Annotated in this window: 14 protein-coding genes; 6 read left to right on the forward strand and 8 right to left on the reverse strand. The window is 63.0% G+C overall.

Annotated elements, in window-relative coordinates:
• Positions 1-28: 28 nt before the first annotated feature.
• From XH91_RS17770 to XH91_RS17790, 5 genes are all read right to left on the reverse strand, one after another.
• Positions 29-1,018 carry a hydroxyacid dehydrogenase gene (locus XH91_RS17770; RefSeq protein ID WP_128951765.1) on the reverse strand — a complete coding sequence of 330 codons (990 nt, stop codon included), beginning with the start codon at positions 1,016-1,018 and terminating at the stop codon, positions 29-31.
• Between the two features lie 35 nt (positions 1,019-1,053).
• The gene (locus XH91_RS17775; RefSeq protein WP_128951766.1) at positions 1,054-2,154 is read right to left on the reverse strand and encodes an ABC transporter ATP-binding protein; all 1,101 of its coding nucleotides are present in this window, start codon (positions 2,152-2,154) and stop codon (positions 1,054-1,056) included.
• A 20-nt stretch (positions 2,155-2,174) separates the two neighbouring features.
• Entirely contained in the window at positions 2,175-3,080 is a 906-nt protein-coding gene (locus XH91_RS17780) for a carbohydrate ABC transporter permease (protein ID WP_128951767.1), read from the reverse strand.
• A complete protein-coding gene (locus tag XH91_RS17785) occupies positions 3,080-4,018 on the reverse strand; it encodes a carbohydrate ABC transporter permease (RefSeq protein ID WP_128951768.1) in 939 nt (312 codons plus the stop codon). The genes XH91_RS17780 and XH91_RS17785 overlap by 1 nt, the downstream gene beginning before the upstream one ends.
• Positions 4,019-4,159: 141 nt before the next feature.
• A complete protein-coding gene (locus tag XH91_RS17790) occupies positions 4,160-5,500 on the reverse strand; it encodes an ABC transporter substrate-binding protein (RefSeq protein ID WP_128951769.1) in 1,341 nt (446 codons plus the stop codon).
• Between the two features lie 486 nt (positions 5,501-5,986).
• Here XH91_RS17790 and XH91_RS17795 point away from each other — a divergent pair, with 486 nt between their 5' ends.
• A complete protein-coding gene (locus XH91_RS17795; RefSeq protein ID WP_128951770.1) occupies positions 5,987-6,829 on the forward strand; it encodes a Spy/CpxP family protein refolding chaperone in 843 nt (280 codons plus the stop codon).
• A gap of 128 nt (positions 6,830-6,957) precedes the next feature.
• Entirely contained in the window at positions 6,958-7,335 is a 378-nt protein-coding gene (locus XH91_RS17800; protein ID WP_128951771.1) for a response regulator, read from the forward strand.
• An 83-nt stretch (positions 7,336-7,418) separates the two neighbouring features.
• Here XH91_RS17800 and XH91_RS38880 read toward each other — a convergent pair whose 3' ends face one another.
• From XH91_RS38880 to glk, 3 genes are all read right to left on the reverse strand, one after another.
• Positions 7,419-7,574, reverse strand: coding sequence for a hypothetical protein (locus XH91_RS38880; protein ID WP_164933970.1), 156 nt, complete (start codon positions 7,572-7,574; stop codon positions 7,419-7,421).
• A gap of 146 nt (positions 7,575-7,720) precedes the next feature.
• Positions 7,721-7,924, reverse strand: coding sequence for a hypothetical protein (locus XH91_RS17805; RefSeq protein ID WP_128951772.1), 204 nt, complete (start codon positions 7,922-7,924; stop codon positions 7,721-7,723).
• Positions 7,925-8,055: 131 nt separating this feature from the next.
• On the reverse strand, positions 8,056-9,024 hold the full coding sequence (gene glk, locus XH91_RS17810; protein WP_128954890.1) for a glucokinase: 969 nt from the start codon (positions 9,022-9,024) through the stop codon (positions 8,056-8,058).
• Positions 9,025-9,267: 243 nt separating this feature from the next.
• Between glk and pncA the strand changes: the two genes are divergently transcribed.
• The 4 genes from pncA to XH91_RS17830 all read left to right on the forward strand — a co-directional run bounded on the left by pncA (position 9,268) and on the right by XH91_RS17830 (position 13,612).
• Positions 9,268-9,894, forward strand: a complete 627-nt coding sequence (gene pncA, locus XH91_RS17815; protein WP_128951773.1) for a bifunctional nicotinamidase/pyrazinamidase — start codon at positions 9,268-9,270, stop codon at positions 9,892-9,894.
• 13 nt (positions 9,895-9,907) lie between these two features.
• The gene (locus XH91_RS17820; protein ID WP_128951774.1) at positions 9,908-11,026 is read left to right on the forward strand and encodes an alpha/beta fold hydrolase; all 1,119 of its coding nucleotides are present in this window, start codon (positions 9,908-9,910) and stop codon (positions 11,024-11,026) included.
• 130 nt (positions 11,027-11,156) lie between these two features.
• Positions 11,157-13,190, forward strand: a complete 2,034-nt coding sequence (locus XH91_RS17825) for an NAD(+) synthase (protein WP_128951775.1) — start codon at positions 11,157-11,159, stop codon at positions 13,188-13,190.
• Positions 13,191-13,228: 38 nt separating this feature from the next.
• Positions 13,229-13,612, forward strand: a complete 384-nt coding sequence (locus tag XH91_RS17830) for a GrlR family regulatory protein (protein ID WP_164933969.1) — start codon at positions 13,229-13,231, stop codon at positions 13,610-13,612.
• The last annotated feature ends 67 nt before the right edge of the window (positions 13,613-13,679 follow it).

Raw genomic sequence — 13,679 nt, forward strand, 5'->3', positions numbered from 1 at the left:
GGTCGAAACACCCGCCTTCGGAATTACGTTAGCCGAGCACATCCTGATTGATGATGTTCTGCCTGATCGGATCGCCGTCCAGCACACTCAGGATGTTGCGCGCGGTCTGCTCGCTCATGCGCTGGACCGCCTCGACGGTCACGCCTGCGACATGCGGAGCCATGATGACGTTGGGCAGCGCGAACAGCGCATTGCTGACCGGCGGCGGCTCGACCTCGAACACGTCGATGCCGGCGCCGGCGATCTTGCCAGAGACAAGTGCGTCATACAGCGCGGCTTCCTTCACGATGCCGCCGCGCGCGGTGTTGATCAGATAGGATCTCGGCTTCATCCGTCCGATCCTGTCAGCGTCGAACAGGGCGATAGTCTCGGGCGTCTTCGGGCAGTGGACGGTGACGAAGTCGGCGCTGGGCAGCGCTGCGTCGAGATCGGTAACAGGCTCGCAACCGGCAGCCTTGATTTCGGCGGCAGGCTTGTAGGGATCATAGACCTGCACGTTCATTTCCATCGCCAGGCAGCGCTTGGCGGTGCGGCTGCCGATGCGGCCGAAGCCGATGATCAGCACGGTCTTGCCATAGAGATCGAACGGCAGCATGCCGAGCCGCTCGGCCCATCTGCCGTCCTTGACGCAGGCGTGCATCTCATTGGCCCGCTTGGCCAGCGTCAGCATCATGAACAGTGCCTGCTCGGCTACCGAGGGCGAGTTGGCGCTGCCCGCGACCATCAGCGGGACCTTGCGGCGGGAGAGGGCGGGCACGTCGACGGCGTCGTAGCCGACGCCGATGCGGGTCACCACTTTCATGTCGCGGGCGGCCTCGAGCTCGGTCTCGCCAAAGGCCGTGGCGCCGAGCGCGACGCCGTGGACCGGCGCATGGCTCTTCAGCAGGGCCTCGAAATCCCCGGCGGAGATCAGGTTCGAGAACTCGACGAGCTCGATATCGTCTCGCTGGGTGAGGAGGGCGCGAGCCCCTTGTGACAAAGTTTGTGTAACGAAAATCTTCTTCTTGTTGGTCGCCATCGCTCCCCGCCTGCTTCGAGTTTCTTAAGACGGCGTCACAGCACGGCGCCGGTCTCCTCGTTTAGCAGGTGCATGTTGTTGAGGTCCATCGCCAAACGCATGGGAGCCCCGTCCTTGGCGCCGGCATTGGGATTGACGCGGCCGCAGACCGGCGTGCCCTCGAGGCCGAAATAGACCAGCGTCTCCATTCCCATCGGCTCGGTGACGTCGAGCACCGTGTCAAAGGTCTCGATGCCGGGATCCAGATGCGCATGCGCCTCGGTAAGATGCTCGGGCCGGATGCCGAGCAGCAGCCTGTCGCTACGCGGCAGCGCGTTGTAGCGCGCGGCGCGGGCCGGAGGCAGCGCAAAGGCGATGCGGTCGGTCAGGCGGACCTGGAGCGAGCCGCCGGCGTCCTCCAGACGGCACGGGATGAAGTTCATCGCGGGCGAACCGATGAAGCCTGCGACAAAGCGCGTCGCAGGCTTGTGGTAGAGCTCGTTCGGCGTACCGATCTGCTCGATCCGCCCCTTGTTCATCACCACGACGCGATCGGCCAAGGTCATCGCCTCGACCTGGTCGTGGGTGACGTACACTGTGGTGGTGCGCACCTTCTGGTGCACCTTCTTGATCTCGATGCGCATCTGCACGCGGAGTTTCGCGTCCAGATTGGACAGCGGCTCGTCGAACAGGAACACCTTTGGATTGCGCACGATGGCGCGCCCCATCGCGACGCGCTGGCGCTGGCCGCCGGAGAGCTGCTTGGGTTTGCGGTCGATCAGGTCGGTGATGTCGAGCAGGCGTGCGGCTTCAGTCACCCGGGCCTTGATCTCGGCCTTGGGATAGTGCTTCAGCCGCAGCCCGAACGACATGTTCTCGGCGACCGTCATATGCGGGTAGAGCGCGTAATTTTGAAACACCATGGCGATGTCGCGGTCCTTCGGCGGCACGTCGTTGACGACGTCGCCGCCGATCATGATGTCGCCGTCGCTGATGTCCTCGAGCCCCGCGATCATGCGCAGCGTGGTCGACTTGCCGCAGCCGGACGGACCGACCAGCACGATGAACTCATGGTCGGCAATATCGAGGTCGATACCACGGACGGCTTCGACCTCGTCGTAGCGCTTGATCACCTTACGCAGGGAAACGTCGGCCATTGCACTTCAACCCCTCGATTTCAACCCTTGGTCGCGCCGGCGGTGAGGCCGGCAATGTAGTAGTCCATCAGGAAAGCGTAGATGATTAGCGGCGGCGCCGCACCGAGCAGCGCGCCGGTCATGATCTGCCCCCAGTTGAACACATCGCCCTTGATCAGCGTCGTAGTGATGCCGACCGGCAGCACCAACTGGTCCACCGACGTGGTGAACACCAGCGGATAGAGGAATTGGGCCCAGGACACCGTGAAGGCGAAGATCGTCGCGGCGATCAACCCCGGCAATGCCACTGGAATGAAGATCCGCAGCAACGTCTGGAGCCACGAGGCGCCGTCGATGATCGCGGCCTCGTCGAGCTCCTTCGGGATCGAGGCGAAGTACCCGATCATGATCCATGTGCAGAATGGTACGGTCAGCGTGGGATAAATGAACGCCAGCACATACCAGCGGTTCAGAAGCGTAATGCCGGTAAGGTCCTGGACCATCGCCAGCATCTTGAACAGCGGAATGAACAGCAGGCTGTCCGGGATCAGATAGGTCAGGAAGACGCCGGTTGCCAGCGTCGCCGAGCCCCAGAACTTCATCCGCGCCAGCGCGAACGCCGCGGGGATGCTGATCAGCATGGTCACGATCACGACCACGATCGAGATGATCGACGAGTTCCAGAAGAACCGCAAAAACTGGTTCGAGGTCAGCAGCTCGACATAGTTCGAGAGCGTTGGGTGAAACACCCACCACGGATTGGTCGCCGCCGAAATCTCCGCGCTGCTCTTAAGCGAGGTGATCACCATGTAGACCGGCGGTGTCAGGAAGAAGATCGCAAACAGCACCAGGAAGAAATAGGACCAGCGCAGCGCCCAGGCGCGGTCCCGGCTCATGCTGCCGAGTTTGCGGGTTGGTCCGGCCTTGTCGATCGCCAGCGTGCTCATCAGGCTTCGTTCCCACGTTTGGTGACGTCGCGCAGGATGAAGATCGCCGCGACGGCGAGGATCGGCACCATGAACAGCGAGACGCAGGCGCCGAGCGGAATATCGCTGCTCTGGATGCCGACCTGGAATGCCCAGGTGGCAAACAGATGCGTCGTGTCCAGCGGCCCGCCCGAGGTCAGGATGCGCACGATGTCGAAATTGGCGAAGGTTACGATCAGCGAGAACAGCGTGGTGATGGCGATGATGTTGCGCATCATCGGCAGCGTGACGTACCAGATCTTCTGCCACCAATTGGCGCCGTCGATCGCCGCTGCCTCATAGAGCTGGTCGGGAACCGATTTCAGCGCCGCCAGATACATGATCAGGAAGAACGGGGCGCCGTACCAGACGTTGACCAGGATGACGGAGAAGCGCGCCCAGAACGTCTCACCGAGCCAGGGGATCGGGCCGACGCCGAAGAAGGAAAGGGTATAGTTGAAGGCGCTGTAGGAGGGGTCGAACAGCCAGAGCCAGGCCAGCGTGCTCATCGCCGGCGGAATCACCCAGGGCACCAGCAGCATGCCGCGCCACTTACGCTGTTTCTTGCCGGGAATGTTGTGGACGAAATGAGCGACGATGAAACCGATCAGCGCCTTGAAGATCACGGCGGTGACCGCAAAAATGCAGGACTGCTTCACCACCATCCAGAACGTCTCGCGCTTGAACAGGAAGGTGAAGTTGCCGAGGCCGACGAATTTCGTCATCGCCTTGTTCAGCGTCGCCAGATAGAGCGAGAAGAAGGCGGGATACAGCACGAGCAGCGCGATCAGGAGGATCAGCGGCAGCGTCAGGAAGAACGCCACGGTCGATTTCCGTCCGAGCGTATTGCGCAGGCTCGCACGCTTTCGCGGGCGGACGGAACTGACGTGGCGACCTTGCTCGACGACGACATCGGCCATGGGCAAACTTTCCAGGACAAGCATTCAAACGGAAGGTCAACGGCAACGCCGGCGACCGCTCGGCTTCGCAGGGGGACGGACTGAGAGGGCGCCTTGGCGGCTCACGCAAGCGAGCATGAACCGCCATGGCACACACCCGGCTCAGGTCCGCATGAAGCCCTCACACTCGTCCTCGGCCCAGGCGAGAGCGGTTTCCATCTTCTCGCCCTGCGCGAAGCGCAACGCCATTTTGGTCAGCGTCGCCTGGAAATAGATCTGCTGGGCGATCTTCGGCGGCGCCGGCGACGCGGCGATCGACAGGGTCTGACGATGGTAGGGATCCGGATAGTGGAACAGCGTGCCCTTCGGCGGCCCTTCCTCGGCCCAGGTCTTGAACTTCGTCATGTTCGCGTAGGCAGGGAGATCGTATCCGCCGCTCGCCACGACGAATTTTTCGATCGCCGCCGGCGAGGACAGATGGACGAGCAGACTCTTGGCCGCCTCCTTGTTCTTGCCGAAGCTCCACACGCCCCAGAAATAGGGCAGGAACGGCGCGAAGCGGCCTTTCGGCCCGGACGGGAAGCCATGAGTCCAGCATTGCTCGGCGACCTGCGGCGCATCGCGCTTGGCGACGGCCCAGGCACTCGGTGGGTTCATGATCATCGCGCCGCGGCCCGAGATCAGCCATTTGTTGTTGGAGGCGTCATCCCAGGATGGCGCATCTGCCGGCAGCACCGCGATCAGCTTCTTGTAGAATTCGAGTGCCTGCCGCACCGCGTCGGTCTTGACGGTGACGTCGCCCTTGGCGTTGACGAGTTCGGCGCCGAACGACTGGAAGATTGCACCCGCCGTATCGACACTGTCGGTGGTCTCGCCGAGACCGATGCCAAACGGGAAGCCGGCCTTCTGACAGGCTTCCGCCGCTTTCAGGAATGTCTCCAACGTCCAGTTGTCATCTTTCGGCGGGCTGCCGGCCGGATACATCTCCTGGACGTCGATGCCGGCGTGCTTCTTCATGAGATCGATACGGGAGCAGGGACCCTTGATTTGGCTTCCCGGGGTTGCCGGTACTGCAAGCCATTTGCCGCCCGACTGCGCCAGATATTTGACGGTGCCGTTGACCTCGCCATTCTGCTTGATGAGCGGCTCCATGACGTCGTTGAGCGGCTCGAGGTTTTCGGAATAAGCGTGCGGCCACCAGCTCGGCATCTGAAGAATGTCGTGACCCGACTTGGCCTGGGCTTCGGCCGCCGCGGTCAGCTCAATCTTCTTGTTGTTGCTGGTGATGTAGTCGATCGAAACCTCGACCTTTTCCTTTTCGCCCCATTCCTTGACGAGCGCGGTGGAGGCATCGTTGGCACCGGGCACCCAGTGGTCCCAGAAGCCGATCGAGAGTTTGCCGGCGGCGTAAGCGCCTCGGACGTAGGGCGCTGCGATCAGCGCCGTGGAGGACATTGCAGTGGCAGCCACAAATTGACGTCGCGTCAGTGTCTTGCGTGACATCTCGTTTCCTCGCCTTGGTTCGTTTTATTGTTCTGTCGTTTCCTCTGACTTTCCCAAGTTTGTTTTTGATCTTGTTGTTGGACGTTTCTTGTTGGCCTCGTCATCCCCAGTGGCAAATTCACGCGAGGGGACGCGGCGAATTGGTAGCGCGATCAGATCATGATTGATTGCGTCTGTCGAGAAAGCCGAATGCCACGATCTCTAGAACTAACGTTGTGTATGGGACACCGACAGCGCACGTCGGACGCGCCGTGAGCTGAGGCAGTTCTTATTGCGACGCACACGTCGAGCGAAGACGCCATTTGCCGTGCGCAATTACGCCGCAGTTCCGAATGAGCTTGCAGTGCCGTTTAGCGCCAGAAGTCCATCAATCGGGGACAGTGATGGTCCGTACCTAGACCTCGGCTCGGCGAAAACGGTAGAGTTGCAACCGGCAGGACACCTGCCGTTTCGTAAGAAAGCAAGCGGATCGAGATGGAGACCCAAATGATCAACCCGGCGCCGCCTGCGCGGCTTGGCCTGCGACGATGGCTCGCGCTCGGGTCCCTGCTGACACTGCTTGTCGGCGCGGCCGCAGTTGCGAATGCACAAGGTTTGGTCAAGGGCGTCCAGGACGGCGCCGCAGCCGGTAACAAGGCCGCGGGTCCTGTCGGAGGCGTCCTCGGCGGCGCCATCGGCGGCGTGGTCGGCGTCTTTACCGGTGTGCTCGGCGTCGGGAATAATAACAACGGTCAGGCGCCGGCGGCCAAGGACGCCGGCAAAGATGCCAGCAAGGACGCCACCAGGGACGCATCCAAGGATGCGAAGGACGGCAAGCAGTCGGGCGCGGCCAAGGACAAGGATGCCAAGACGGCAAAAGGCGCCAAGGGGGCCAAGGCGACCAAGGAAGCCAAGAATGCTCCCCAGGACACTAAGAATGACACCAAGGACAATAAGGACGTCACCGTCCTGACCCAGCCCGGCGCGCCGCAACTGACCGCCGACCAGATCGTCGCCAACAGCGATTCCTATATCGAGCGGATCAAGACCGAACTGAATCTCACGCCCGCGCAGGAGAAGAACTGGTTCGGCTTCTCCAGCGCGATGCATTATCTCGGGCATAATGGCGCGGAGCGACTCAACCTGCGGATGGAGCGGGCCAAGCGCGATCCGCCCGACGACATCATCGAGCAGATGCGCAATGAGGCGCAGTTCCTGATCGACCGCGCCGCCGACCAGCGCAATGTCGCCGATGCCGCCGAGCCGCTGTACTCGAGCCTCGATGACAAGCAGAAGCAGGTGTTCATCCAGGAGATGGTTCGTCTCAGCCATGAGCGCGGGCTGGATTGACCTGGTTGGATTGATCGAGCTTGAATCGGATTGCATGCATTCGTGGAAATTGAAGGCCACGAATTCGTGAATCCTTTTCGCAAATCGGTTATGCTTACCTTCGCAGCGACGTTGCTTGCGGGGTTGATATGGCGGACGGACTCTCCGTTTTCCTGGTCGAAGACGAGGCGTTGATCCGGATGATGATGGCTGACATGGTGGAAGAGCTTGGCCACCATGTCGTCGCGGAAGCGGACAATGTGCGCGATGCGAGCGCCTTTGCGATGACCGCGCAGTACGATTTCGCGATCCTCGACATCAATCTGATGGGCGTTTATGTCGATCCCGTCGCGGATCTGATCGAGCGGCGCGGCAAGCCGTTTCTGTTTGCCACCGGCTATGGGCCGGAATTGCTGCCGTCCTTGCTCCGTCGTCGGCCGATTCTGCGTAAGCCGATTGCGCTCGATCAGCTCAAGACCATCATCGACTCGCTGTTTCCGGATATGCCCGCCAAAGTGCCGCACTGACGCTGTCGACGGTGGAGGCATCGTCCATGAAAATGGCCGCCCGGAAGGGGCGGCCATTTTGCGACGGAAGATCCGTCAGGAGATCACATCAGACCGGCGCTGAGGTCGACGCCCTGCGCCATCAGGCTGAACGAGGCGAGCAGTCCGAGGCAGCAAAAGATAATAATGGCCTTGAAAGAAGTATCGATTGACCGGGACTGGACGGCAGCCGGCATTTCGGTGAGCGAAATCATGCTCATGTTCATTCCCCCTCTGTTTAATCCTGAATTGCATCAGGTGAGGGAACTTCTAGAGCAAAAAGTTTGATACAGGATTGCCAGGGATCCTTAACGGAATCGCAATCGATCGCTGACTCCTCGCCGCCGGGCCGTCGTCTCTGCAAGCCCTAGTTGCGGCCGCCCCTCAGCACCGTCGCGATGGTGTGCGCCGTCATGGCGGCGCGGTCCGAGGCGCGCTGCGCTGCCAAGCGATCCCTTGCTCCTTCCTCGATCAACAGCTCGATCAGTGCCATGCGCTTTGCTTCATCGTCAGCCTCGGTCAGCAGCCGGTGATAGCGGTGATAGTCGAAGCCCACATCCTGTTTACGCATGTCACGCCCCCGTACCTACGCACACGGTTGCGATTGTTTCCCATCGGACAGAAACGGGCAAGCACGATCCTGCATGGAACCGCGCGCGCGTTGCAATCAGCTGTGGAATTGACGGACGTGTTGGCCGCGCCTCAATCGAGATTGTGGTCGGCGAACATCTTCAGGCCAACGAAGCTTGCATCGGGCTTCATGACGAGGCGGGTCGGGATGTTGCGCAAGTAGTCCTGAAAGCGCCCCTTGGCTTCGAAACGCGCGCGGAATGCCGAAGCCGAAAGGAATTCCGGAAAGCGCGGGACGATTCCGCCGGCAATATAGACGCCGCCCCTGGCGCCGAAGGTCACCGCGAGGTTGCCGGCAACGGAGCCGAGGATGGCGCAAAACATCTCCAGCGTCGCGCGGCTGAGGTCGCAAGACCCGTCCAGCGCCGCCTTGGTGATCGCTGCGGCATCGCGTTGCGGCACCTGGGCCTCATCGATCTCGGCCATTGCCTCGTAGAGCGATTGCAGGCCGGAACCGGATAGCGCGCCGCGCTCGATCGAGACGTGGCCGAAGCGCCGGCGCATCGAGGCGATTACCCGTTCCTCGCGCTCGTTCTCCGCCGGAAGCGTCGCATGGCCGGCTTCCGTGACGACGGCGAGCCGGGAGCCGTGGCGCTCGACCAGGCAGGAGACGCCAAAACCGGTCCCGGGCCCGACCACCAGCAATGGCTCTCCTGGCATGCCGTCCTGCCCGCCGAGCGGAATCAGGTCGGCCGGCTGCAGGGCGGGCAGGGACCAGGCCACGACCTCGAAATCATTGAGCACGTGGACGCTGTCGAAGCCGAGCGCCGGCTGGAGCTCGTTGCCGTCGATGACCCAGGGGCTGTTGGTCATGACGCAGCGGTTGTTGGTGACGGGGCCGGCGACGGCGAGGACGGCCCGAACAGGCTTCTCGCCGTCGGCCCGCCGCAGCACGTCGGTGATGGCCTCGCGGACCGTGGGATGGTCGGCCACCTTCACGTAGTCGATCGGTCCGATCCGCTCGCCATTGCTCAGCGCGAACCGTGCATTGGTGCCGCCGATATCGGCGAGAAGAATATTTCCTGTCTTGCCGATACCCATGATCATCTGGCTGCCGTGGCCTTTGGCCACAGGAACCTTTCTCCTCTGCTTCGTCGCACCAATCCGTATGGCGCGGATATCAGAGATTCCGCGGTCAGGTACAGCTAGTCAACACGGTCGCCCCCAAAGCGTTGCATTGAGGACGGAGGTTGCGAAGCCGCGCGGGAAGATCGACATTGGCAAGAACGGCCGGTGCCGAGCGCGCCGGGCGGATGACACTAGACCCGCGACTGGGACCTCTCGATGAAGATATCCGACCGCGACGTGCTGCTGGTGATCGACGTGCAGAACGATTTTTGCACCGGTGGGGCGCTCGCCGTTCCCGGCGGCGAGAAAGTCGTCCCCGCCATCAACCGCATCGCCCAAAAATTCGCCAATGTGGTGCTGACGCAGGACTGGCATCCGGGCAACCACGTCTCGTTCGCGCCGAACCATCCGGGCAAGCAGCCGTTCCAGACCATCGAGCTCGACTATGGCACCCAGGTGCTGTGGCCGACCCACTGCGTCCAGGGCACGGCCGGAGCCGAATTCCATCGGGATCTGGACCTCGCGCGGGCAAGCCTGGTGGTGCGCAAGGGCTTTCGCCGCGGGATCGATTCCTATTCGGCGCTGTTTGAGAATGACAAGACGACGCCGACCGGCCTGCTTGGCTATTTGCGCGAGCGCGAGCTGAAGACCGTTTTCGTGGCGGGCTTGGCGCTGGATTTTTGCGTCCGCTTTTCCGCGGAGGATGCCCGCAAGGCGGGCTTCGAGGTTGCTGTGATCGAGGATGCCTGCCGTGGCATTGACCTCGACGGCTCGGTCGCGGCGACCCATCGCAGCTTCAGGGAACGCGGCATTTCCATCATCAGCCTGGAGGCGTTCCTGTGAGGACCACACGGTAATGGCGGCGGAGAAGAGCGGCGAGCTGCCCGGCGAGGCGGGGCGTGGCCCTGATGACACCATGCTGTGGCCGTTTGCGGCAGCAAGGCTCGCGATGGATGCCTGCTTCTGGTGGCTGGAACGCAGCCCGGCGGAGCAGGGTGAGAGCGAGCTCCCCTGGACCACATCAGGCACCGTGGCGCTGGAGCTTGCCACCATGCGGCTTCGTGATTGTGCGCGGACGCGATCCGGCCAGCCGGCGCTGGTCTGCGCCCCCTATGCGCTGCATCGGGCCCTGATTGCCGATTTCGCGCCCGGTCACAGCGTGGTGCAGTCGCTGCAACAGGGCGGTATCGATCGAATCTATCTCACCGACTGGCGCTCGGCCACGCCCGAGATGCGCCACCTCTCGATCGACAGCTATCTGTCCGATCTCAACGTCGCCGTCGACGAGATCGGCGCCCCGGTCGATCTGGTCGGCCTTTGCCAGGGTGGTTGGCTGTCGCTGCTCTATGCCGCGCGCTTTCCGGCCAAGGTGCGCCGGCTGGTGCTGGTGGGTGCGCCGGTCGACCTCTCGGTCGAATCCAGGCTGGCGCAGCTCGCCCGCAACGCGCCGGTGATGGTCTATGATCAGCTCGTCGCGCGCGGCGGCGGCAATGTCAGCGGAGAGGAGATGTTGCATGTCTGGTCCAAGGTGCCAGGCCCCGACGACATCGCGGCGGCATTGCAGCGAGACCTCTCGGACGAGGAGGGCGCGGCCCTGCTGGCGCGCTTCGACCGTTGGAACGGCGAAACCCTCAATTTGCCCGGTGCCTACTATCTTCAGATCGTCAACTGGATCTTTCGCGAGAACCGGATCGCATCGGGCCAGTTCACCGCGCTTGGCCGTGCCATCGACCTGAGGGAGGTCAAGGCGCCGGTCTTCCTGTTGGCCGGGCTCGATGACGACGTCGTGCCGGCCGCGCAGGCATTTGCCACGGCGAAGCTCGTCGGCACGCCGCCGGCTTTCGTTGCAGCACGCTCCGAGCCGAGCGACCATCTCGGCCTGTTCATGGGTGCGCGGACCCATGCCCATGCCTGGCCCCGGATCGCCGAATGGCTGCGCAACGATCTCTCCAGCGTGCTGGCGCGCAGCGCCTGACAGCAGGCGCGGCTTGCAAGTCCGTTATGCATGATGGCGGATGGCCTGCACGGGGCCCGGTCGATGGGCTACATAGTATCCGGAGCCGGCTGCGGCTGGCTTGCGACAAGGTTTAAGGGTCCTCCGCGCGATGAGCTTCTATTCGATCTACGCCCACGGCTTTGCGCGCGTTGCGGCCTGCGTCACCACCTCCCATGTGGCCGATCCGGCGGCCAATACCAAGGCGGTCGTCGCGGCGGCGAAGGCTTGCGACGCGCAGTCGGTCGCAGTCGCCGTGTTTCCCGAGCTGTGCCTGTCCGGCTACGCGATCGAGGACCTCGTCAAGCAGGATCCACTGCTCGACGCGATTGAGCGCGGCCTCGTTTCGATCGTCGAGGCTTCCTCGGCGCTGATGACGGTGTTGATCGTCGGCGCTCCGTTGCGCTTCGGCCATCGCATCTACAATTGCGCCGTCGTCGTTCACCGCGGCAGCGTTCTGGGCGTCGTGCCCAAGAGCTATTTGCCGACCTATCGCGAATTCTACGAGGGGCGCCATTTCGCCTCGGGCGCGGGCATCGCCGGTGAGGCCATTGCCATCGGCAAACTCCAGGCGCCATTCGGCACCGACCTGCTGTTTGCGGCTGACGACGTCCCGGGCCTGACCATCGGCGTAGAGATTTGCGAGGACATGTGGATCCCGGTGACGCCGGCCTCCGAGCTGGCGCTATCAGGCGCCAGCGTGCTGATCAACCTCTCGGGCAGCCCGATCACGATCGGCCGGGCGCGCTCGCGTGCGCTGCTCTGCCAATCGACCTCGGCACGCTGCCTGGCAGCCTACGTTTATTCCGCGGCAGGCGCTGGGGAATCCACCACGGACCTGGCCTGGGACGGCCAGACCTCGATCTACGAGAACGGCGTGCTGCTGGCCGAAGGCGAGCGCTTCAGGCAGGACGGCCAAATCACGATGGCCGACGTCGACCTCGACCTGCTCAGGCAGGAGCGTGCCTCGATGGGCACGTTCGACGACAACCGCCGGCAGCGCGAGGCGCTATTCCGGAAAGTGACATTCGCCCTCAAGCCGCCCTCTGTGGACATCGGCTTCCTGCGCAAGGTCGAGCGTTTCCCGTTCGTGCCGAGCGACGAGCATTTGCTCGAGCAGGACTGCTACGAGGCCTACAACATCCAGGTCGCGGGGCTTGTGCAGCGCATGCGCGCCACCGGCACCAAGCGTGTCGTGATCGGCGTATCGGGCGGCCTGGATTCCACCCACGCGCTGATCGTCGCCGCCAAGGCCGTCGACCTGCTCGGTCTGCCGCGCGAGAATATCCTCGCCTACACCATGCCGGGCTTTGCCACCGGCAGCGAAAGCAAGACCAACGCACTGGCGCTGATGAAGGCGTTGCGGACCACCGGGCAGGAGCTCGACATCCGCACCACCGCCACGCAGATGCTGAAGGACATCGGCCATCCCTTCGGCAAGGGCGAGAAAGTCTACGACGTGACCTTCGAGAACGTGCAGGCGGGCCTGCGCACCGACTATCTATTCCGCCTTGCCAACCACCACGGCGGCATCGTCATCGGTACCGGCGACCTCTCGGAGCTCGCGCTCGGCTGGTGTACCTATGGCGTCGGCGACCAGATGGCGCACTACAATGTCAACGCCGGCGTGCCAAAGACGCTGATCCAGCATCTGATCCGCTGGGTGATTGCTTCGAAGCAGTTCAGCGGCGATGTGAACGGGACACTGGCCTCAATCCTCTCGGCCGAAATCTCGCCGGAGCTGGTTCCAGTGAAGCCTGGCGAGAAGCCGCAAAGCACCGAGGCTTCGGTCGGGCCCTACGAATTGCAGGATTTCAATCTGTTCTACACGCTGCGCTTCGGCCTGCGGCCGTCCAAGATCGCCTTCATGGCGTTCCAGGCGTGGAAGGATGTCGCTGCGGGCGAATGGCCGCCGGCTTTCCCGGCCGATAAACGCCGCGCCTATGATCTCCGGGAGATCCGCCGCTGGCTCGAGGTCTTCCTGCGCCGGTTCTTCGCTTTCAGCCAGTTCAAGCGCTCGGCCATGCCGAACGGGCCAAAGGTTTCAGCAGGCGGCTCGCTGTCGCCGCGCGGCGACTGGCGGGCGCCGTCGGACTCGAGCGCTGCGGCCTGGCTTGAGGATCTGGAACGAAACGTGCCGAACTGAGGGCGCAGCCCGATCGGCATTGTTGGGGAGACGATCTGATGTCGGCCGGGGACGGGTCGGGAGCAGGCGAGGAGGCCGGGGTCATCAATGGCCTCTACATCTTCGACATCGAGATGCGTGACGGCAAGCGCGGCCAGGCGAGAGGCGTGGTCGTGCTGTGCGACGGGCGCATCATGGGGGGCGACAGTTATTTCTACTATACCGGCAGCTACACCTTCCGGAACGGCAAGTGGCGCGGCGACATGATCGTCAACCAGCACACCGAAGCAGTCGGAAGGACTCTCGCGTTCGGAGGCAGGGAGGTCACCTGCGGCTTTTCGGGGGACTATTCGGCTGGCGGCGCAGAGGTTGATGGCATGGCACTGGTCGGCAAGACCAGCGTGACCTTCACGGCGCGGCTGACATTACAGGACGCGATGTAGGCGCGATCTATCTTCCCACGGGTTAATCGCGGCGTTCCGGGTCAGGAACATTCGCACCGACAGAGCG

This window comes from Bradyrhizobium guangzhouense (assembly GCF_004114955.1).
Lineage (GTDB): Bacteria > Pseudomonadota > Alphaproteobacteria > Rhizobiales > Xanthobacteraceae > Bradyrhizobium > Bradyrhizobium guangzhouense.

Excerpts from the sequence above, each read along its gene's own strand:
- pncA (WP_128951773.1), top strand. The coding sequence starts at position 9,268 with ATGAAGATATCCGACCGCGACGTGCTGCTGGTGATCGACGTGCAGAAC.
- XH91_RS38880 (WP_164933970.1), bottom strand. The coding sequence starts at position 7,574 with ATGAGCATGATTTCGCTCACCGAAATGCCGGCTGCCGTCCAGTCCCGG.
- XH91_RS17780 (WP_128951767.1), bottom strand. The coding sequence starts at position 3,080 with ATGAGCACGCTGGCGATCGACAAGGCCGGACCAACCCGCAAACTCGGC.
- XH91_RS17825 (WP_128951775.1), top strand. The coding sequence starts at position 11,157 with ATGAGCTTCTATTCGATCTACGCCCACGGCTTTGCGCGCGTTGCGGCC.
- XH91_RS17775 (WP_128951766.1), bottom strand. The coding sequence starts at position 2,154 with ATGGCCGACGTTTCCCTGCGTAAGGTGATCAAGCGCTACGACGAGGTC.
- XH91_RS17830 (WP_164933969.1), top strand. The coding sequence starts at position 13,229 with ATGTCGGCCGGGGACGGGTCGGGAGCAGGCGAGGAGGCCGGGGTCATC.
- XH91_RS17800 (WP_128951771.1), top strand. The coding sequence starts at position 6,958 with ATGGCGGACGGACTCTCCGTTTTCCTGGTCGAAGACGAGGCGTTGATC.
- XH91_RS17770 (WP_128951765.1), bottom strand. The coding sequence starts at position 1,018 with ATGGCGACCAACAAGAAGAAGATTTTCGTTACACAAACTTTGTCACAA.
- glk (WP_128954890.1), bottom strand. The coding sequence starts at position 9,024 with ATGGGTATCGGCAAGACAGGAAATATTCTTCTCGCCGATATCGGCGGC.
- XH91_RS17790 (WP_128951769.1), bottom strand. The coding sequence starts at position 5,500 with ATGTCACGCAAGACACTGACGCGACGTCAATTTGTGGCTGCCACTGCA.
- XH91_RS17785 (WP_128951768.1), bottom strand. The coding sequence starts at position 4,018 with ATGGCCGATGTCGTCGTCGAGCAAGGTCGCCACGTCAGTTCCGTCCGC.
- XH91_RS17820 (WP_128951774.1), top strand. The coding sequence starts at position 9,908 with ATGGCGGCGGAGAAGAGCGGCGAGCTGCCCGGCGAGGCGGGGCGTGGC.
- XH91_RS17805 (WP_128951772.1), bottom strand. The coding sequence starts at position 7,924 with ATGCGTAAACAGGATGTGGGCTTCGACTATCACCGCTATCACCGGCTG.
- XH91_RS17795 (WP_128951770.1), top strand. The coding sequence starts at position 5,987 with ATGATCAACCCGGCGCCGCCTGCGCGGCTTGGCCTGCGACGATGGCTC.